Annotated in this window: 19 protein-coding genes; 7 read left to right on the top strand and 12 right to left on the bottom strand. The window is 65.3% G+C overall.

The window, feature by feature from the left end; genetic code table 11:
- Entirely contained in the window at positions 1 to 1,293 is a 1,293-nt protein-coding gene (locus ACVMB0_RS36555; protein WP_461349312.1) for an NAD(P)/FAD-dependent oxidoreductase, read from the top strand.
- On the opposite strand, the gene ACVMB0_RS36550 is transcribed toward ACVMB0_RS36555, so the two are convergent.
- From ACVMB0_RS36550 to ACVMB0_RS36540, 3 genes are all read right to left on the bottom strand, one after another.
- A complete protein-coding gene (locus ACVMB0_RS36550) occupies positions 1,259 to 2,338 on the bottom strand; it encodes an alpha/beta hydrolase family protein (protein ID WP_461349311.1) in 1,080 nt (359 codons plus the stop codon). The two genes, ACVMB0_RS36555 and ACVMB0_RS36550, sit on opposite strands and share 35 nt — an antisense overlap.
- A 40-nt stretch (positions 2,339 to 2,378) precedes the next feature.
- Positions 2,379 to 2,708: an NIPSNAP family protein gene (locus tag ACVMB0_RS36545; RefSeq protein ID WP_461349310.1), complete on the bottom strand. Its 330-nt coding sequence runs from the start codon at positions 2,706 to 2,708 to the stop codon at positions 2,379 to 2,381.
- Positions 2,709 to 3,525: 817 nt separating this feature from the next.
- Positions 3,526 to 5,115: a gamma-glutamyltransferase gene (locus ACVMB0_RS36540; RefSeq protein ID WP_461349309.1), complete on the bottom strand. Its 1,590-nt coding sequence runs from the start codon at positions 5,113 to 5,115 to the stop codon at positions 3,526 to 3,528.
- Between the two features lie 123 nt (positions 5,116 to 5,238).
- Here ACVMB0_RS36540 and ACVMB0_RS36535 point away from each other — a divergent pair, with 123 nt between their 5' ends.
- Entirely contained in the window at positions 5,239 to 6,012 is a 774-nt protein-coding gene (locus ACVMB0_RS36535) for an enoyl-CoA hydratase-related protein (RefSeq protein ID WP_461349308.1), read from the top strand.
- Positions 6,013 to 6,030: 18 nt separating this feature from the next.
- On the opposite strand, the gene ACVMB0_RS36530 is transcribed toward ACVMB0_RS36535, so the two are convergent.
- Positions 6,031 to 7,044: a zinc-dependent alcohol dehydrogenase family protein gene (locus tag ACVMB0_RS36530; protein WP_461349307.1), complete on the bottom strand. Its 1,014-nt coding sequence runs from the start codon at positions 7,042 to 7,044 to the stop codon at positions 6,031 to 6,033.
- Between the two features lie 203 nt (positions 7,045 to 7,247).
- On the opposite strand from ACVMB0_RS36530, the gene ACVMB0_RS36525 reads away from it, so the two are divergent.
- Positions 7,248 to 8,114, top strand: coding sequence for a DUF2066 domain-containing protein (locus tag ACVMB0_RS36525; RefSeq protein ID WP_461349306.1), 867 nt, complete (start codon positions 7,248 to 7,250; stop codon positions 8,112 to 8,114).
- Between the two features lie 17 nt (positions 8,115 to 8,131).
- Here the strand turns inward: ACVMB0_RS36525 and ACVMB0_RS36520 are convergent, their stop codons facing one another.
- The 8 genes from ACVMB0_RS36520 to ACVMB0_RS36485 all read right to left on the bottom strand — a co-directional run bounded on the left by ACVMB0_RS36520 (position 8,132) and on the right by ACVMB0_RS36485 (position 14,838).
- Positions 8,132 to 9,085, bottom strand: a complete 954-nt coding sequence (locus ACVMB0_RS36520; protein ID WP_456797713.1) for a helix-turn-helix domain-containing protein — start codon at positions 9,083 to 9,085, stop codon at positions 8,132 to 8,134.
- 102 nt (positions 9,086 to 9,187) lie between these two features.
- The gene (locus tag ACVMB0_RS36515) at positions 9,188 to 9,469 is read right to left on the bottom strand and encodes a hypothetical protein (RefSeq protein WP_021079000.1); all 282 of its coding nucleotides are present in this window, start codon (positions 9,467 to 9,469) and stop codon (positions 9,188 to 9,190) included.
- 147 nt (positions 9,470 to 9,616) lie between these two features.
- Positions 9,617 to 10,210, bottom strand: a complete 594-nt coding sequence (locus tag ACVMB0_RS36510; protein WP_461349305.1) for a MarR family winged helix-turn-helix transcriptional regulator — start codon at positions 10,208 to 10,210, stop codon at positions 9,617 to 9,619.
- Positions 10,207 to 11,520 (bottom strand): MFS transporter, encoded by a 1,314-nt coding sequence (locus tag ACVMB0_RS36505; protein WP_456753041.1) that lies wholly within the window; start codon positions 11,518 to 11,520, stop codon positions 10,207 to 10,209. Before ACVMB0_RS36505 ends, ACVMB0_RS36510 begins: the two co-directional genes overlap by 4 nt.
- Positions 11,521 to 11,543: 23 nt before the next feature.
- On the bottom strand, positions 11,544 to 11,867 hold the full coding sequence (locus tag ACVMB0_RS36500; RefSeq protein WP_461349304.1) for a non-heme iron oxygenase ferredoxin subunit: 324 nt from the start codon (positions 11,865 to 11,867) through the stop codon (positions 11,544 to 11,546).
- Between the two features lie 8 nt (positions 11,868 to 11,875).
- Positions 11,876 to 12,391, bottom strand: coding sequence for an aromatic-ring-hydroxylating dioxygenase subunit beta (locus tag ACVMB0_RS36495; protein ID WP_461349303.1), 516 nt, complete (start codon positions 12,389 to 12,391; stop codon positions 11,876 to 11,878).
- On the bottom strand, positions 12,391 to 13,764 hold the full coding sequence (locus tag ACVMB0_RS36490; protein WP_461349302.1) for an aromatic ring-hydroxylating oxygenase subunit alpha: 1,374 nt from the start codon (positions 13,762 to 13,764) through the stop codon (positions 12,391 to 12,393). The genes ACVMB0_RS36495 and ACVMB0_RS36490 overlap by 1 nt, the downstream gene beginning before the upstream one ends.
- Before the next feature lie 177 nt (positions 13,765 to 13,941).
- On the bottom strand, positions 13,942 to 14,838 hold the full coding sequence (locus tag ACVMB0_RS36485) for a LysR family transcriptional regulator (RefSeq protein WP_461349301.1): 897 nt from the start codon (positions 14,836 to 14,838) through the stop codon (positions 13,942 to 13,944).
- A gap of 109 nt (positions 14,839 to 14,947) precedes the next feature.
- Here ACVMB0_RS36485 and ACVMB0_RS36480 point away from each other — a divergent pair, with 109 nt between their 5' ends.
- The 4 genes from ACVMB0_RS36480 (at position 14,948) to ACVMB0_RS36465 (ending at position 20,011) form a co-directional block, all read left to right on the top strand.
- Complete coding sequence (locus tag ACVMB0_RS36480; RefSeq protein WP_461349300.1) at positions 14,948 to 16,567, top strand: FAD-dependent monooxygenase; 1,620 nt, start codon at positions 14,948 to 14,950, stop codon at positions 16,565 to 16,567.
- Positions 16,568 to 16,644: 77 nt separating this feature from the next.
- Positions 16,645 to 17,370, top strand: coding sequence for an alpha/beta fold hydrolase (locus ACVMB0_RS36475; RefSeq protein ID WP_461349299.1), 726 nt, complete (start codon positions 16,645 to 16,647; stop codon positions 17,368 to 17,370).
- An 18-nt stretch (positions 17,371 to 17,388) separates the two neighbouring features.
- Positions 17,389 to 18,801, top strand: coding sequence for an MFS transporter (locus tag ACVMB0_RS36470; RefSeq protein WP_461349298.1), 1,413 nt, complete (start codon positions 17,389 to 17,391; stop codon positions 18,799 to 18,801).
- 19 nt (positions 18,802 to 18,820) lie between these two features.
- Positions 18,821 to 20,011 carry a M24 family metallopeptidase gene (locus tag ACVMB0_RS36465; protein ID WP_461349297.1) on the top strand — a complete coding sequence of 397 codons (1,191 nt, stop codon included), beginning with the start codon at positions 18,821 to 18,823 and terminating at the stop codon, positions 20,009 to 20,011.
- Positions 20,012 to 20,075: the final 64 nt, after the last annotated feature.

The raw sequence follows: 20,075 nt of genomic DNA, 5'->3' as shown, positions 1-20,075 counted from the left end.
ATGAACGCTTCCACCCGCCTTCCTCTCCCACCGAGCCTTTACGCCGACACCGCGGTGGAGGCGACGCCGACACCACCGCTGGTGTCGGACAAGAGCGTGCCGGTCGCGATCGTCGGCGGCGGCTTCACCGGCCTGTCGACCGCGCTGCATCTCGCCGAGCAGGGCGTGCTCGCCACCGTGCTGGAGGCGCAGGAGCCTGGCTGGGGCGCTTCCGGCAACAATGGCGGGCAGACCAATCCCGGGCTGAAGCACGACCCCGACCAGATCGAGCGGGATTTCGGCGCCGATCTCGGCCGCCGCATGATCGAGTTCTCCTACGGCACCACCAACTTCACGCATGACCTGATCCGCCGCTACCAGATCCCGTGCGAGGCGCGGCAGAACGGCACGCTGCGTGCCGCCTACAACGAGGCCAGTGCCGCGGCGATCGCGACCACGGCGCAGCAGTGCATCCGGCGCGGCATGCCGGTGAAGCTGCTCAACGCCGCCGAGCTGCGCGCAATGACCGGCACCGACCGCTATCTCTGCGCCATGCTCGATGCCCGCGGCGGCGATCTGCATCCGCTGAGCTACGCCCGGGGCCTGGCGCGCGCCGCGATCGGGGCGGGCGTTGCCGTCCACGGCGAGACGCCGGCGCTGCGGCTCCGCCGTGACGGCGGCCGCTGGCGGATCGAGACCCCGCGCGCCGTCGTGCACGCCGACAAGGTGCTGCTCGCGACCAACGGCTTTACCGATGATCTCTGGCCGGCGCTTCGCCGCAGCATCGTGCCGGTGTTCTCGTCGATCGCAGCGACTGCGCCGCTGCCCGAGGAGATCGCGCGCGCGATCATGCCGGGCCGCCCGGTGCTCTATGAGAGCGGCCACATCACGGTCTATTACCGCATCGACCAGCACAACCGGCTATTGATGGGCGGCCGCGGTCCGATGCGCTGGATCAGCAAGCCGACCGACGTCGCCTATCTGATCCGCTACGCCGAGCGGCTGTGGCCGCAGCTCAAGGGTACGAGCTGGACCCACGGCTGGAACAGCCGCCTCGCCATCACCCCCGATCATTATCCGCATGTGCACGAGCCGGCGGAGAATCTTTTGATCTCGCTTGGCTGCAATGGCCGCGGTGTCGCGCTCTCGACCGCAATGGGCGCGGAACTCGCCCGCCGCCTGATCGGCGGGCCGAAGGCCGAGATTGACATGCCGGTGACCGGCATCAAGCCGATGCCGATGCACGCGTTGTGGCGGGTCGGCGTCACCGCCGCGGTGCTCACCGGGCGGGCGCGGGACAAGCTCGGGGTGTAGGCGATCGGCATCGCGCCCCTGCCTCGCCCAGATGCGTCCTGAAGAACGCAATGGCTTCGGCGTGGAAGCGCTGATGAAAGGCAACGCGGTCGAAGCCCGGCGCGTCAGTGCAGATGCCGGGCATCTTCGCCGCCTCCTCCGGCGTGCAGGTCGCGAGGAAAGAGAAGTGCTTCGCATCCTTCACCAGGTGAAAGTCCGGTTTGGACGGAAGCCTGTCGTTGATGGCGGAGGCACAGCACCCGGAGAGACCGTCGCCGTTCTGCGCGGGGTCCGAACTCCATAGCTGAATCGGGATTGTCACGGCCTTCAGATTCTCGGCCGCAAAGAACAGTACGGGAAAGGGATCGACGATGACCGCAGCCTTGATCCGCGGATCGTGGACGACCGGTCCGCTCGGCTTTTCTCCGCCCTCCAGTTCCTTGCAGGCCCGCAAGCTCGATGTCTGGCAGTTCGGAAGGCCCTTGCGGAGATCGGGCTCACCGCCAATCGCCGCGAGCGCGGTGTAGCCGCCCCAGGAGAAACCGTAGAGACCGATGCGTCCGGCGTCGATGTGAACGGCATCAGGCCATCCTTGAAGCGCGTAGTCGATCGCGCGCTTGATGTCGGCCGGTCGTTCGACCGTGACGGCAAGACTGTCGGTGCCGCTGGTGTCGCGTTCAGTGTCGGTCGGGTGATTGAACGTCAGAACCATGAAGCCGGCATCCGCCAGCGCGGCGGCGGTGTCGTGATGGCCGCCAAGCCATCCGCGTCGTCCATGCGAGATCACGATCAGCGGCAGCTTGTTTCCCATGATCGGGCAGTCGTTCACGCCGAAGAACGTTCTGCCGCCGCGGGCATCGATCTCGTGCGGAGGCTCCGCGCAGGGATGCCAGATCACGCCCCGGATCGCGGGACCGTCATTGCTCGCGGGAACGTTGAAAGCCCGCAGTCCGGCCGCCTGTGCAGCAGAGAGGCTGAGCAACGTCAGAGCGGACAGCAGGAAAGCAGAACAACGCATATGGTTATCGCTTGTCGAGAATTCGCAACTCGGCGGTGGAGGTAGCAACCGTCACGTTCTCCGCATCCATTTTCCGCACTCAATTCAGTCACCGCGCTTGTTGCTCGTCCGCCTTCGGAAACAACGGCCGGAAGAACGACCGATCATAGCGCGTGAAGCAGCCGGTCTCCTTTGCGAAGGCAATCGCCTTCTGAACGTCGGGATCGGCGGCGGAATCCTTTCGATACTGCTCGTAGGCGGCGAAGCTCGGAAAGCTGAACATCGCCAACGCGACGTCGCTTGCGCCTTCGGATGGCAGGAAGTAGCCGTGATGGATGCCGCCAAACCGCGGCAGCAGCTCGAGCCACATGGCCGCATAGGCTTCGAAGTCGGCGAGCTTGCCCAGCCGGATCTCGTAGCGCAGGTAGCAGGTGATCATTCCGCAATGCTCCAACCGTCGTTGACCAAGGGCGTCTCACTATAACGCAGCGGCGCAGTTCGCACCACGCAGTCCGCCCGGTGGTGTTGCCCATTCAACACGACGGGCAACTCAGCAAAACGCGTCAAGCTCTGGTGGCAAAAATATTTCGCTTTATCCGAATGACAACTCGGTGTATGAATTCCCCGTCTCACCCGACACGAGGGGCGCTTCGCGGTCGTCACGAACGCGGGTCGAGATGCGGTGGACGCCGAATGCGCAGTTGACGAACGCGCATGAGGCGGACGGCGAAATCGTGCAGGCCTGACGCCCTAGCGGTAGGTGTCTCTTCCGATTGCGCAATGCGCGTTGTGAAGACGGTGACAAACAAGCCCAGTCTCGCCGGGGAGAGCACGTATAAGCCGTAACCCATCGCGCAGGGAAAGCCGGATTGCTCCGGTTACACCTGTGGTCCTACCCCCGAGCTTTCTACCCATTGCTCGGGGCCCATGGGTGCGATCGGCACCCGGCTTTCCCTGCGCCCTCTGTGAGAGGAGGGCGGAACGAGATGCAAAACTTCGGACAGATGATGTCGCGAGAACGCGAAGCTGCGTCCTCATTCACACTGTCATCGCCCGGCTCGCCGCCTCCGCTGAAGCTTCGGCGAGCCCAAGACCGCAAGCCCCGTCGAAGCCTTGGCGTAGACGGGACCGGGCGATCCAGTACGCCGCGGCTTCTCGGCTCAAGCACAGCCGTCTCTGGAATACTGGATCACCCGCTTTCGCGGGTGATGACACCGAGAGTGTGGCAATTGAATCGAGAAACTTCCTCAGCGTCGTCATCCCTCCGCCACCGCATCGCTCCACGGATGAAACGGCTCGCTGGCGCCGCTGTTTGTGGTGCCATCGCGCAGCACGATGCTGGGGCAGGCGAACTTCTTCGGTTGGGTCTGGATGCGCGCCTCCGCATAGTCGAAGCGGCCGCGCAGCGCCTCACGCACGGTTTGCGGCAGGCGCACATCGCCGATCACGATTGCGCCCTCGCTGGCGTCGATCCGCGGCTGATGGATCGCGGCATCGAGATCCATGCCGAAATCCATCACGAACGACAACAGCTGCGACACCGCAGGCAGGATGCGGCGGCCGCCCGATGCGCCGGCGGCAAGCCGGCGGCCATCGGCGGCTTCCGCCACCACGGGCGTGTAATTGGTCAGGCAGCGCTTGCCGGGCGCGAGCGAGTTCGGTGCGCCCTGCGTCGGATCGAACCACATGATGCCGTTGTTCATGGTGAGCCCGGTGTTCGGCGTCACGAATCTGGATCCGAAGGTCGACAGCAGCGTCTGCGTCACCGCCGCCATGTTGCCGTCGCGGTCGACCGCGGAGAAATGCGTGGTGCAGCTCGGTGCGATCGCCTCGGCCCCGAGCGCGCGCCGGCCGTCGACATCGCCCATGTCCTTCAGCCGTTCGCGATAGGCGGCTTGCAGCGCTTCGGCATAGGCCGCGTAGGCGACCGCATCCGGCCCGCCCTGCGCCGGCGCGAGCGACTTCTGCAACAGGCCGAGCGTGCGCGCCATGGTCGGACCCGCGGTCAGTTCCGGCGTCGCATAGACCGTGCCGCCGCGATAGGGGATCTTCAGCGGCTCGCGCAGATGGGCGCGGAACGACGCGAGATCGCGCACCGACAGCGCGCCGCCTGCGGCCTGGATGTCGTCGGCGACGCTGCGCGCCAGATCGCCCTGGTAGAAATCGCGCGGCCCCGCGGCGGCGAGCTGCGCCATCGTCGCCTTCAGCCTGTCCTGCGGCATGCGGACCACGGACTTGATGCCCCACGGCGCGCTCGGCGGCAGGCCGTCCTGCAGATAGGCCGCGGCGCTCGCGGGATAGCGCCGCAGATCGGCGGCGGAGCTGGCGATCATCGCGGTGGTCCACCAATCGACCAGCAGGCCCTCGCCGGCGAGCTTGACGCTCGGCGCCAGCAACTCCTTCCACGGCAGTTTGGCGTGGCGGCGATGCGCCTCCTCCATGCCGGCGACGACGCCGGGCACGGCGATCGAGCCCGGTCCGTGCAGATTGCGGTCGTCCTTGACCCGCGCCCAGGGGAACAGGTCGGAGGCCGCGCCGCCGGTCAGCGGATAATCCTCGATGCGCAGGCCGTCGGGCGCACGCATGCCGTAGTCGATCACCTCGACGCGGTTCTCCCTGGCGCGGTACAGCACCATGGCGCCACCGCCGCCGGCGCCGCTCATCCACGGCTCCAGCACGCCGAGCGCGAAGGTGGTTGCAATGACCGCGTCGACGCAATCGCCGCCCGCTGCCAATACCTCCGCGCCGACCTCGGCCGCCTTGCGCGACTGCGCCGCGACGATGCCGCCCTTGGCCTGGACGGCGGGTTTACGGATCACTTGCGAGTTGGAGAACTGGTCGGACATGGCGTTGCTTTCGCTGTTCTTGTTGCGGGCGGGGCACGTTGGCGTAGCATGCCAAGCATGCCACATTAAGCGCAATAGAGCGGCACGATAAGCACAATAACAAGCAATTCCAGGGAGAGGAAAATGAGCAGTGTGACGCGCGAACGGGACGGCAAGGTCGGCATTCTGACGCTGAACGATCCCGCCAGCCTGAACGCGATGACGCCCGAACTGCTCGGCGATCTCGCGCGCGCCGTCGGCGAGATGAGCATCGATCCCTCCATCCGCGCGCTGGTGCTGACCGGGGCGGGTCGCGGCTTCTGCTCGGGGCAGAACCTCAAGGCGTTCAACTCGCTCGGCGACAACATCTACATCGGCGTGATGAGGCATTATTGGCCGGCGATGCAGGCCTTGCGCGAATGCCGCACGCCGGTGGTGGTCGCGGTCAACGGCGTCGCCGCCGGCGGCGGCTTCAGCCTCGCGATGTCCGGCGACATCATCCTGGCCGCGCGCTCGGCGAGCTTCATCCAGGTGTTCAGCCGGATCGGCCTGGTGCCCGATCTCGGCTCGACCTGGCTGCTGCCGCGGCTGGTCGGCCGCCAGCGTGCGCTTGATTTGATGCTGCTCAACGAGCCGCTGTCGGCAGAGCGGGCCAAGGAGTGGGGCCTGGTGCGCGATGTCGTCGACGACGCAAAGCTGCTCGACGAAGCCAGAGCGCTCGCCGGCCGCCTCGCCGACGGCCCGACCCGCGCGCTGGTCGCGACGCGGCAACTGCTCGAGGAAAGCGAGCACGCGAGCTATGCCGACCAGTTCCGCCGCGAGATCGAATTGCAGCAGGTGATCCGCGAGAGCGCCGACGCGAAGGAGGGCCGCCAGGCTTTCGTCGAGAAGCGCAAGGCGCAGTTCACGGGAAGGTAGTCCTTGATCGCAGGTACGCTAGCCGATCGCAATCGCGACCTTGCCGAAATGCGCGCCGCTCGCCATGTGGGCGAACGCATCCTTGACCTGGTCGAAGGCGAACACCTTGTCGATCACGGGCTTGACGCCGTGCATGCCGATGCCGTCGCACAGCGCTTGCAGATCCTCGATCGAGCCGACCGTGACGCCCTGCAGCCGTTGCTGCTGCATCACCATCAACGGCAGCCGCGAATCGGACGAGGCGGGACCGGCAAGCACGCCGATGAAGGCGATGGTGCCGCCGATCCGGGTGGCGCGGATCGACTCGTTCAGCGTGCCGACGCCGCCGACCTCGACCACGAAATCGACGCCGCGGCCGGTTATTTCCCGCGCCTTCTTGCCCCAGTCGGGCGTGGTCTTGTAGTTGAGCGTGACATCGGCGCCGAGTTGCTTGAGCCGCGCGATCTTGGCGTCGCTGGACGAGGTCGCGATGACGCGGGCGCCGCACATCCTGGCGAATTGCAGCGCGAACAGCGAGACGCCGCCGGTGCCCTGGGTCAGCACCGTCTGTCCCGGCTTGATGCCGCCGAGCTTGACCACCGCGCTCCACGCCGTGAGCCCGGCGCATGGCAGCGCCGCGGCCTCGATGTCGCTGAGATGGTCCGGCGTGCGCACCAGCGCATGCGCCGGAAACACGCGGTACTCGGTCAGCACGCCGTCAACGCTGCCGCCGAGTGCGGCGCGCATCCGCGCCTCGCTCGGCTCGCCGCCGAGCCAGCTTTCGAAGAAGCTGCCGATCACGCGGTCGCCGGGCGCGAAATTCCTCACGCCGGCGCCGACCGCCTCGACCACACCGGCGCCGTCGGAGACCGGCACCAGCGGAAATTTCTGGCGCGAGCCGTAGCCGCCCTTGACCGTGAGCAGGTCGCGATAGTTCAGCGTCGCCGCCTTCAGCCGCACCAGGACCTCACCGGGGCCGGCCTGCGGAACCGGCTTGTCGACCAGCGCCAGCGCATCGACGCCGCCTGGGCCTTGCAACTCGTAGCATTTCACGGGACGTCTCCTGCTGGGTGTTGTGATCTTGGGCGACACAATCACCGCCGCCGCGCATCCGCTCAGCATATGTCAGGCTTGCCGCGCGTGACCAGAGCGCGCGGCGGGGCCAATGGAATGGCGCCCATGCCTGAACGTGTTGGCGCCCGCGGAAAATACCGCCAAGCTGTACCGGACGGTGCAGCGACCGTGCGGAGGTGACCATGGCAGGCATGCTTGAGACGACACCCAATCCGCTTGCCGCGCTCGCGCGCGGCATGGTTCGAGCGCTGCTTGCCGCCGCGTTGATCTGTTGCGGTGCTGCGATGGCGGCGGACGACAGCCTCTATCGGGCGCAGACCGTGGTCACCGGCCAGGGTGAGCCGAACCGGATCATCGGCTTCGCTGCATGTCTCGAGGACGTCCTGATCAAGGTCTCCGGTCAGCCGGCACTCGCAGGCGACCACAGGTTGGCCGCGTACAAATCGAAGGCCAAGGCGTTCGTCAGCAGTTTCGACTACCACGACCAGTATGCCGGCAAGCCGCATCATGACGAGCAGGGCACCCGCGACCGGCCCTACGACCTGACGGTTGCTTTCGACGAAAGCAAGATCGACGGCATTCTCGCCAAGCTCGGCCTCAAGCCGTGGCGGTCGCAGCGTCCGGTGCTCGGCATCTTCGTCGAGATGCAGCACGGTCCGAAGGATTACATCGTTAGTTCGGACGGCACGCAATCCGATTTGCAGCGCGACGCGCTGGTGGCGGCGGCCGGCAAGCGCGGCATGCGCTTCGTGCTGCCGGCCGCCGCGGCGTTGACGAGCGCCAGCCTCAGCGCAGGCGAGCTCTTGAAGATGCCGCCGGGGAAGCTGGCAGCGATCGTCGCGCCGCAGGGCGGCGAGGCCGTCCTGATCGGACGGCTGGTCTGGGACGACAACGATCTCGGCTGGGTCACGCAATGGCGGATGGCCTGGCACGGCCGGGACTACAAATGGCAGTTCCGCGGCGTCACCTTCGATGAAGCGTTCCGCCGCGGCATCGGCGGCGCCGCGCAGGTGTTGTCCGGCAACGGCGATCCGGGGCGGTCGAAATGAGCTTGCGCGAAAACGCTCTAGCCGGCGTAGCCGAGCGTTTGCGACGGATATTCCCCGAACATCGCGCGGTAGTATTGCGAGAAGCGGCCGAGTTCGATGAAACCCTGTTCGATCGCGACCTTGGAGACGGTGGTTTGCTCCGGCGTGCTTTCGCGCAGGATCGAGCGGATCGTGCACAGCCGCTTGTAGCGCAGGAACGTCACCGGGCCGACGCCGAACACCTCGTGAAAGGCGCGGTGCAGACTGCGTCGCGACAGCCGCAGCTCGGTGCAGATTTCCGAGACATGGACCGGGCGGGTGCCGGCGGCGTGCAGATAGTCCTCGACATCGCGCACCAGCTTCATCGCCGACGGCAAATAGCTCGATCCGTCCGGCGGCAGCGAGGTGACGACCGTTGCCGTCACGCAATCGACGATCGCGCGCTTCCAGAATTCGGCCGACGTCTGCGACAATGCGTCCGGATAGCGCGCGAGATGCGCGATGATCTGCGGCAGCCTGTCCGCCCCGGCCATGCCGACGGTAGGGTCGGCGCGGAAGTGGTTCTTCGCGCTCCACGTCTCGGCATCGGCCAGCCGCGGCTCGCCGCCGAAGACGTCGGGCAGATCGGCCATATCGAAGCGAATCGCCGCGTAGGACGAGGCCTTGTGAAAGACGCCGTCATGCTCGACCAACGGAGGAATCACCAGCACGTCGGCCGGCTGCATGTCGAAGGCAAAATGCGTGACGCGGTCGGTGGCGTTCAGCAGCATTCCGATGATCAGCTTGGGATCGGTCGAGATGCGCTGGGTGCGGACCCCGACGTTGAATGCACCGATGCTGAGCGAGAAATCGCCGATCCCGACATGGGACAGCGTGCCGCGCAGCTTGCCGCGTTCAAGCTGCATGACCTCGACATGCGAGCCTTTCACGGCATCGTGGAGTCCCTCGAAGCCATGAAGCTCGCCGGTATGAACCGTCAGGTGCTCGCCCATATCCACGCTCGCAATATAGCGCGATTGGCCGAATCATATCAAATGCTTGGAGGCTGCACAAAGTGTCCCCCGCGCCGGCTCACCTGGCCGCGGCGCCGGTGGCTACGCCGCCATCAGTTGCTCAAGTGCAACAGCCTGCTCGCGAGTCTGGAATGCGATGGCGGTATGCGTGAAGCCCGACGAGGCCTGGGTCTGCGCGATGTGGTTGAGCACCTCGTTGCCCTTGACCACGTGAAGATCCATGCCAGGGCCGGCCGGGAAGATGCCGAGAACGACGTCGTAGGCATCGACGATCGCCTTCAGGGCGCCACCCTTGTCTTCCGAGGCGTCGATGAAGATACGAACATCCGCGGCGATACTACGAAGTTCGTCAAAGTCGATCACTGGAAGTCTCCTATACGCAACTCACTGATCGATTCTTGCTACAACTTGCTTACTGAAACATAAATTACAGCCGGTTCCCCTGTGCACTCACTGCCACATGACTCGTATTTCGATCCGCGCGATCGCCGTCGTCCCGGCCTGCCGCTTTCAGGCGCCGCGCGGCGGCCTTCGCTTCGCAATCCGCTTGACCGGTGCGTGGGCCGGCACGGTCTCTCCGGGCTGGTCGGCCATGTGAGGAATGCGCTGCTCGATGTGATCGACGACACGGAAGAAGGCATCGAGCGCCTTGGCGTCGAGGCCGGCTGTGAGGTTGCTGTGCCGGCGCAGGATTTCGTCGAGGCTGCGGTCGAGCAGCGCGACGCCCTCGGCCGTCAGCCGGATCTCGGTCCGGTTCCGGGCGCTGCCGCGAACCGGGGTCAGCTCGATCAGTCCCTTGTTCTTCAGCGACGTGGTCTCGCGGCTGACGACGGCCTTGTCGAGCTGCGCGTTGGTCCAGATGTCGTAGGCGCTGGCGGGCTCATGCTCCCTGAGGAACGACAGCACCCGCCACTCCGCCAGCGACACGCCATAGGCCTGCGGGAAGAATGCGTTGGCGTTGGCGCGCAGCTTCGCGACCAGGCTCGACAGCACGGTCGGCACGTAGCGCTCGAAATCGATCACCAGTTCGGAGCGCGCGTCCTCCTGCGGGGCGCGGCGCGGGGCAGCGGGCTTGGTACGGCTTGTGGCAGTCCGGCTTGTCATTCTTTCACGAGCTGGGAGCGGGCGATCAAGACCAGGACCGCCGCGAGGAGGAGAACGCCTGTTACCACGAGGAATCCGGTGGTGAAACTGCCCGAGGCGTCCTTGGCGCGTCCGATCACGATCGGGATCGTCGCACCGCCGATGCTTCCGATGGTGCTGACAAGGCCGATCGCGCCCGGCGCGCTCTGCCGTGACATGTAGGACTGCGGGATGGTCCAGAACACGGCCTGCGTGCCGTAGACGCCGACATTGGCGACCATGAACCCGATGATGATCCAGGCGGGCGATGTCGAGAAGGCGGCAATCGCGAAGCCCGCGGCCGCGATCACGAAGGTCATCGCCGCATAATGGAAGCGTTCGCCGACATGGTCGGAGTGGCGCGACAACGCGATCATGCCGATCAGCCCGGCGATCGGCGGGATCGCGGTGACGAAGCCGACCTGCGAATTCGGCAGGCCGAACGACTTGATGATCTGCGGCAGCCAGGGGAACAGCGAGGCCAGCCCGCAGAACAGGCCGAAATTGCACAGGCCGAACAGCAGCACCATCGGCTTGGTGACGGTCCGCAACACGCCCTCGGCATGCACCACGCCGGTCGCCTTGGCGTCGCGCTCCAGCGCACCGGTCAGCCAGTTGCGCTGTGCGGCCGACAGCCAGCTCGCCTGCTGCGGGCGGTCGGTCAGGTAGAAGATGCCGACGATCCCCAGGATGATCGGCGGCATGCCTTCCAGGATGAACAGCCATTTCCAGCCCGAAATGCCGAACAATCCGTTGAGCTCGAGAATCGCGCCCGAGATCAGCGAGGCGAAGATGTAGGAAATCGGCACCGCATAGTTGAACATCGCGTTGTAGCGGGCGCGGTAGCTGAACGGAAACCAGAGGCTCAGCAACAGCATCACGCCGGGAAACAGTCCGGACTCGGCAAAGCCCAGGAAGCCGCGGAACGTATAAAGGCTGAGCGGGCCCTGGGTGAAGGCCATCAGCACCGTGGCGATGCCCCACAGGATCGCGATCCGCGTCAGCGTGATCCGTGCGCCGTATTTGGCGAGGATCAGATTGCTCGGGATCTCGAAGATCGAATAGGTGAGGTACATGATCCCGACCGCGATGCCGAACTTCTCGGCATTGAGCCCGAGCTCCTTGTTCATCTGCAGCGCGGCAAAGGAGATGTTGCCGCGGTCGAGAATGGCCAGGAAGTACATCGCCATCACGAACCACATCAGGCGCAGCGCGACCTTGCGGATCGCGGTGCGTTCGATCTCCGGATCGGCGGTCGCGATCGCCGCCTTGTCCATCACGACTTCGGTCATTGCCGTTTCCCCCGATTGTTGTTCTATGCCGGCAGGCAGACTTCCAGCCGGTCGCCTGCCACGCGGACCGGATAGGTCTGGATGTCGATCTCGACCGGGCTGGTCAGTGCCTCGCCGGTTCGGATGTCGAAGCGGCCCATATGCAGCGGGCATTCGATCTCGCAGCCGTCCAGCAGGCCGTCGGACAGCAGCGCCTCCGCATGGGTGCAGATGTTGCTGGTGGCGTAGTATTCATTGCCGACGCGATAGAGCGCGATGTGATGTCGGCCGATTTCGATGCCGTACGGCTCGCCTTCGCTCAGCGCGCTGAGTGCCGCAGCTTCGTGCCAGGTCCCCTGATCCGTCATGTCCCCTCTCAGATGCTGTAGAAATCGAGCACGGTCGGAATCCGGTCGTTGGCCAGCGTGATGACCTTGCGTGCGATCTTCCAGGTGTCGCCTTCACGCCGCAGCGTGTGCTGGTAGCGCCCGTGGCGCAGGTGTTCCTTGGCGACGCGCTGGTCGTAGACGTGGACCGAGAACACCGAGTGGCAAACGATCTCGTCGGGTCCGCTTTCGGCTGCCTCGAGGTTCGAGATCTGGTGCACCGTGCGCGGCAGCGGCAGCGCCGTGATCGATTTGCGCGATTCGATGCGCGCGATCCGCTCTTCCAGCCCGCGCCGTGCATCGTGATAGAGCAACGAGACCTGCGTGTCGGGATCGCCGGTGGTGGTGTATTCGTCGAGCCATGCCGGCACCCAATAGACGGCGTCCTCGCTGTACATGGCGACCCAATCGGTCCATTCGCCGGTGTCGAGCAGGCGGGCCTCGCGGTAGATGGTCGCGGCTGCGATCGCGTGAGCATCTGCTTGCCTGATTGCACTGCCAGCCATCACGCCGTCTCCCCCGCGGCGCGCTGCAACAGTCTGCGCCACTCGCGATAGCCGGGATGGAAATTGGTCTCGCCGCCGAAGCTTGTCGGGCCGAACGACCATTCGGATGGGGCTACGCCGAGCTCGCGCGTATGGACGCTGTCGCCGTGGCCGATCTCGGCGACGCCGCGCAGATAGCCTTGGGTTGGCGCGGCGGTCGTCGCGTCGTAGCCGGTCTGGCAGAATTCATACATGACGTTATCGTCGGAGCTTGCGAGCCCGGAGGCGTTGAAGAAATCTTCGTAATTGCGAATGCGCAGCGTGCGCGCCGCGGCGCTTTCGCCGACCGGCGCAAGGCAATGCGACACCATCTCGGTCTTGTCCGGCGCCAGCGGCCGCCAGGTGCGCACCTGCGCCGACAGGATGTCGATCACCTGAAGGTTCGGGAAGATCGTGAGGTTGCGCTGGCGCAGCATCCACTTGGCGCGGGTGCTGCCGACGCGCTGCCGCACGGCATCGAGCCGCGCCGAATCCATGCCGAGCGGCCGGCCATAGAGCTGGGTGTGCTTGATCGACCAGTTGACGGCGTGGCCATAATCGAAGCTGAAGCTGCCTTGCCCTTCCTGCTCGCCCTCCGGCTCGACGGTGAAACCGGCATCCGGCCCGGCGCTGGCATTGCGCTTCTTCAGGATGTCGACGTAGGAGCTGTGGGTGGTTGCGAAATGATAGTAGTCGAGGCCATTCTCGAATTGCAGTTTCCAGTTTCCATGGAACGTATACGTGCTGGCGCCGGGCACGAACTCGACTTCGCCGCTGTCGCTCTGATCGATGATGAGGTCGAGGAAGGCGCGGGTGTCGCCGAGAAATTCTTCCAGCGGCGGAACATCGGCCGAAAGGCTCGCGAACAGAAAGCCGCGATAGGAGCCGAGCCGCGCCACCGGAAGAAGGTCGTGATTCTGGTTCGAGAAGGACGGCGGATACTGCCCGCTCGCTTCCTCCGTCACCGAGATGTTGCGTCCGCTCGAATCGTAGGCCCAGCCGTGATAGCGGCAGACGTGAAACTTCTGCCGCCCCTGCTTGAACGGACAGACGATCGTTCCGCGGTGCCGGCAGGTGTTGAGGAATGCGCCGATTTTGCCTTCAGCGCTGCGCATCACCAGGATGGGATGCCGACCGATATGGGTGGTGACGAAATCGTTGGGACGGGCGACCTGGGATTCCAGGCCGATGAAATTCCACGTCGCCTCGAAGATATGGCGGAGCTCGGCCTCGAACACGTCGGGATCGGTGAAGATCCGGCGATCGACTTGGAAGATGCGCTCGGCGGGGCGATCGTCAATGAGGCGGGAAATCTCCCGCAGCTTGGCCGCGCGGTTCTGCGAAGCAGCATTCATCACGTCCTCCCTTCGACTTGCCACCGGCTGTGCCAGGTGGACCGGTTCGCGGTTCGCACGTCCTTGCGCGACGGGAACAGCCGGCTTGATCGCCAATCTTGGAATGACTCTATAGTTGTCATGACAACCATGGTCAAGATGATTGGTCGACCGGAAGGACGGAGTTGGGGGGAGCGTTCAGGTCTTGCGCGCCGGTGCGGTGAGGATGATGCCCTGATCGATCAGCGCGCGGCAGATGGTCTTCAGCACGGCAATCGCTTCCCGCGTTGCCCGGCTCACCGGCCGCCCGCGCGGCAGCGCCAGCACGCGCTCGGCGCGCATCCACGGCAACAGCGCCGCCGATAGCGTTCCGCTCGCCACTTCCTGGTGAATGCCGGAGAACGGCAGCAAGGCGTAGCCGAGGCCCGCGGCCACCATGCGCTTCATCGGGGCGCTGTTGTCGACGCGTACCGCGCACAGCATGGTCGATGGGAACGGGTTGCGGCTGAGCGGGGCCACGGCGGCCGGCAGGGCGTCGAACTCCTTGCGGGTCAGCCGGCCGCGCTTGAGCAGCGGATCGCGCGGCGGCCCGATCAGGAACACCTGTTCGGCCATCAGCATTTCATAGTCGAGGTGATCGTTGGGCGACGGCGTCGTCACGATTCCCAGATCAAGCTCACCGCGCAGCAGGCGTTCGGATGCATTCTCGGTCAGGCCCTCGCTCAACTCGAGCCGCACGCGCGGAAACTGCTTCACGAATGTCTGGGCAAGCGGCGGGTAGAGGATATCGCCGAGGCTCGGCGGCGCGCCGATCCGCACCGTGCCGCTGGGCTCGCGGTTTTCGGTTCGCACCTCGGCCTTGATGTCGTCGATCGTCCCAAGCAGCCAGCGTCCCCGTGCCAGCAAAACCTTGCCGGATTCCGTGACCGAGACGCCGCGCGCGCCGCGTTCGAGCAGGGCGCCGCCCAATTCGACTTCGAGCTCCTTGACGTGGCGGCTGAGCGCCGACTGGGCGACGTTCAATGTGCTCGCGGCCGCAGCAAAGCCGCCACGCTCGGCGACGGCAACGAAATAGCGGATCTGCCGCAGGTCCATGATGGTCGCTCCATCTCAGATTGAGATGGATACCATATCAAACATATTCTTGTGAGATATCGAAAAGAGAGCAGTCTGCTCGCAACGATCAAACCGAGGAGACGCGCGCATGGGCATCGCCACCGACGAGGCACGCCAGACATCCGTATTCATCGCCGGCGGCGGGCCGGTTGGGCTGGCGATGTCGTTGCTGCTCGATCGCTTCGGCATCGACTGCGTGGTGGTCGAGAAGAGCGCGACGACGACGGATCATCCGAAGTCGCGCGGCTGCTGGGTCCGCACCATGGAGATCTTCCGGCAGTGGGGGATCGAGCAGGCGATCCGCAACCGCGGCCTGCAGGACAACTCCGACATGTTCGTGTTCCTCGACAGCATCGCGGGACAGGAGTTCGGCCGCACCCGTCCCGAACCGAATGTCGGTCATACGCCGGCCTGGAAGAGTCTGGTCGCCCAGGACGCCGTCGAGGAGGAGATTCTGCGGGTGGTCGAGAAATCCCGGCACGCCACGGTCCTGTTCAACACGGCTTGTGAATCGTTCGAGGAGAGCAACAGCGGGGTCAACGTCACGACACGTTGCCAGAAGACGGGTGAGGTGACGCAGTGGACGGCGACCTATCTGATCGCCGCTGATGGTGCGGGCAGCCAGACCCGCCGCAGCGCCGGGATCGACATGGTCGGACCGTCCACATTGGCGGTGATGTCGAATGAATATTGGCGCGCCGATCTGTCGCGGCTGCCGATCGCGCGCGAGGCGGCCGGCTTCATCATCGTCCCCGAAACACCCGATCTGCCGCGCGCCGCCATCCTGAACACCAACGGCCGGGATCGCTGGCTGACTGTGACGCAGATCGGCCTCACCAAGGACGATCGCGAGCGGCCGTGGACCGACCAGGAATTCGTTGAGATCGCGCGCGGCCATGCCGGCATTCCGGACCTCGATGTCACGCTGTTGAACCGTTCGATCTGGCGCGTCAGCATGCAGGTGGCGGAGACCTTTCGGAAGGGCCGGGTGTTTCTGGTCGGCGACTGCGCGCACCGCTTTCCGCCGACCGGCGGGTTCGGCCTGAACTCCGGCGTTCAGGACGCGCATAATCTCGCCTGGAAAGTCGCCTTCGTCCTCAAGGGACTCGCGAATGAAAAGCTGCTCGACAGTTATTCCAGCGAACGCCGCCCGATCGCGCAGTCCAACGCCAATTTCAGCTACGGCAACCGGCTGCGCTTCGGGCTGACCGACGACGCCGTGCGATCGCGCGATCCGGACCGGATCAAGTTCTGGATCAACGACATGGACAATCATCTGCACAGCATCGGCCAAAACCTCGGACACAATTACGAGGAGGGCGCGGTGATCCCCGATGGCACCGTCGCGAAGGCGCTGAACTCCCGTTACTACACGCCGACCGACCGTCCCGGCGCGCGCTTTCCGCATATGTGGCTCGAGCCGTCGCGCAAGAAATCCACGCTCGACTGGTTCGACAAGGAGTTCACCGTCGTCACGGGGCCGCTCGGCGGCGAGTGGCTGGAGGCGGGGAAGCAGGTGTCGGAGAAGATCCGTTTGCCGCTCTCGCTGAAGCAGTTGCCGTCAGCCGATCCGGCGGACGGTTTCCAATTGGGCATGCGCGGCGCGGTGCTGGTGCGTCCCGACGGCCATGTGGCGTGGCGGATGCCGTGGCTGCCGTCGGACCCGGCGAAGGAGTTGGCCGGCGCGCTTTCAACGCTGCTGCACTAGCGGGGGCTCTGATGCAATCGTTCGAATCCAACGGGGTCGTCACGGCATATGAGAAGATGGGACGTGGCGAGCCGATCGTGCTGCTGCACGGCGGTGAGGCCGACCATTCGATGTTCGATGGCCTTGTGCCGGTGTTGGCGGCTGGTTTCACCGTGATCGCGTACGACCAGCGCGATTCCGGCGCCACCACGAATCCATCGTTATCCTATTCGCTGGCCGATCTGGCAGATGATGCTGCGGCCTTGATCACCGGGCTCGGCTACGATCGCGCCCATGTCTTCGGAACCTCGCTGGGCGGGCAGATCGCGCAAGTGCTGGCGGCCCGCCATCCCGGCAGGATCGACCGCCTGATCCTCAGCAGCACCTGGAAGGTCAACAGAAGCCCGCTGGACGTCAATGCGGATGTCTTCCGACAACTCGCGTCCTACCGCGCGGACACCATCGCCAATGCGCCGAAGATTGCGGAGTTCTTTTTCCCGCCGGATTACTTGCGCGCGCGGCCCGAACTGATCGACATCTTCCGTGGTTCGGCCCGCGACGACCGCCAGAAGGCGCGACGCGGCGCGTTGCTCGCGCAGCCGGTCGCCGCCGACCTGACCGGCTTCGATCGCCCGACGCTTCTGCTGGCCGGTGGCGACGACCGCCTGATCCCCAATGCGGAGACATTCGCGCTCGCCCGCGATCTCGCGCGCGTCGAGACCAGGACCATCGCAGGTGTCGGCCACGTCGCGTCGATTCAGGCTCCTGCGAGGGTGGCGGAGGCGGTGACGGCATTCCTGAATTCAAAAAAGAAGGCGGCTTGACAACAACAGGGGGAGACCATGCCTGAGCAGGCGAATGCGGTGCCGTTCGACGAAGCGCCGGTGACGACGCGCTACTGGCTATCGATCATCATCTTCGCCGTCACCGGCGTGGTCGATTTCTTCGATTTCTTTGTGGTCGGATTCCTGGTCTCGGTGCTGGCGCCGAAGTGGCATCTGACGTTCGGGCAAACCTCGATCATGCTGATGAGCGCCGGCATCGGGGCGATGCTCGGGGCGTTCGTCGCGGGTGTCCTCGCGGATCGCTTCGGGCGCAAGCCGCTGGCGATATCAGGCGTTCTGCTCTGCGGCATGACCTCGGGCGCGATCGCGTTCATTCCCGAAGACGGCTGGGTTGCGCTTGCAATCCTGCGCTTCTTCGTCGGCTTCGGCCTTGCCGCCGGCGCCGCGGCGGCAGTCCCGGCCATCGTTGAATTTGCGCCCACCCGCCATCGGACGCTGGTGACAAGCCTCGTGGTCGTCCCTGTCGCCTTTGGCGTGCTTTCGGCGTCGGTCACGGCGAGCTTCCTGCTGCCGCTGGTCGGCTGGCGCGGATTGGCGGCGGTCGGCTTCCTGCCGATCATCCTCGCGATTCTGACCGTGATCGTCATGCCGGAATCGCCGCGCTGGCTGATCAGCAAGGGCCGCGTGCGCGAGGCGCAGGCCAGCATCCGAAAGCTCTATCGGGTCGGCGGCGATGGGTTCGCCTTGCCCACGCTGCCGCCGGCGAACCCGGCGACCTTCGCCGATCTCTTCGCCGAGCAGCGCCGCTTCTGGCTGACGGTCCTGATCTGGTTCGGCGCCAGCACGGCGAACTACGGCGTCTTCCTGTGGGGACCGACGATCGTGGCGCTGTTGCTCGGCGTCGCGCCGCAGGAGGCGGCGAAGATGTTCATCTATGTCAGCCTCGCCGGCGTTGTCGGCCGGACTGGCTTCGCCTTCCTCGCGCACCGGATCGGCCGCAAGCCGTGTGGCCAGTTGATGGGCTATGGCACTGCGGTCTCGCTGGCACTGGCGGCCTATTTCCACAACGACTTTGCCGGCTCGGTGCCGCTATTCCTGGTCTTTCTGATTATCGGCGCGTTGTTCTTCGACGGTGGGTTCTCGAACATCGGGCCCTATCCCGCGGAGATATTTCCGGTGCAGCTGTCGGGACGCGCGGTCGGCCTTGCGCAGCTCTCGAACGGGGTCGGCAAGATCGTGGGCCCGCTATGTCTCGCGCTGATCGCCGGTGCGGACAATCTCGTGCATCCGAGCGCAACCGCCGCCGCGGTGATGCCGGCGTTCTGCTTTCTTGCCGGCGCGGGGCTCCTGATCGGGCTTGTTTTCACGTTCCTCGGCGTCGAGCCGCACGGACGCCCGGTGGCGCTGTTCGGCGAGAGCGCCGGCTTGGGCGCCACATCGAAGCCGCTGGCGGCGAAAACCGCAACTTGACAGGACGGAGGGTCAACCCATGGACAATGCACTCGACACGATCGCAACGACAGCGCCGTTCGACACCGCAAAACTCGATCGGCTGATGGACGATGCCGGACTCGACATCCTGATCGTCACCTCGCGTCACAATGTGCAGTACCTGCTCGGCGGATATCGTTTCTTCTTCTTCGACGTCATGGAGGCGATCGGCACCAGCCGCTATCTGCCGGTGTTCGTCTATCAGAAAGGGCGTCCGGAACATTCCGCCTATATCGGCAACCGCATGGAAAAGTTCGAGCACGAGCTCGGACGGATATGGACGCCGATCGTCAAGACGGGTAGCTGGGGAACGATCGATGCGATCGGGCTTGCGATCGATCATGTGAGAAAGCTGGGCGGCGCAGCCAAGCGCGTCGGCATCGAGGCAAGCTTCCTGCCGGCCGATGCCAGGGATCATCTGTTTGCCGGGTTCAACAATGTCGAGTTCCGCGAGGCCCACTTCACGCTTGAGCGCCTCCGCGCCATAAAGTCTCCCGCCGAACTGGACCTCATCCGGGAAGCTTCCGAACGGGTCGTCGATGCGATGATGGCGACGTTGAGGACCTGCGCGCCGGGGATGACCAAGAACGACGTCGTGGCTCGTCTGCGCCGTGAAGAGCAGGAGCGTGATCTCGTCTTCGAATATTGCCTGATTGCCGCAGGCAAGAGCCATAACCGCGCGCCGTCGAACCAGCGTCTCGAAGAGGGCGACGTGATCTCGATCGATTCCGGCGGAAACTATCGCGGCTATATCGGCGACCTCAGCCGCATGGGCATACTGGGCGAGCCGGACAGCGAACTCCACGAATTGCTACAACAGGTCGAGGACATCCAGCAGGCGGCCCGGCGCGCGATCCGGCCGGGCGCATTGGGTGGCGACATCATCGCGGCGGGCGAGGCTGCCGTGAAAACGTCGCCGCATCGCGCCGTGCTCGACTTCACCGCACACGGCATCGGGCTTGTCAGTCACGAGGCGCCCCGGCTCACCGCGACCGGCCCGGTGCCTTACGCGCCGTATGACGCCGACCGGCTGCTCGATTGCGGGATGGTCATCTCGATCGAAACGGCGCTGCTGCATCCGGCGCGCGGCTACATCAAGCTCGAGGACACTCTGATCGTCACGGAATCAGGCTGGGAAGCGCCCGGAGATCATGGCCGGGAGTGGACTTCGCCGCGGCTCACGGCGTGAAGCGGTCAGAGGCTACTGATGGACCGGCGTGTTTGTCCCGGCTGTCTCTACTTCACTCCGGCCT

This window comes from Bradyrhizobium sp. USDA 4451, assembly GCF_054822585.1.
The sequence above is the reverse complement of the archived record's forward strand: the minus strand, read 5'-3'. Positions and strand labels throughout refer to the sequence as shown.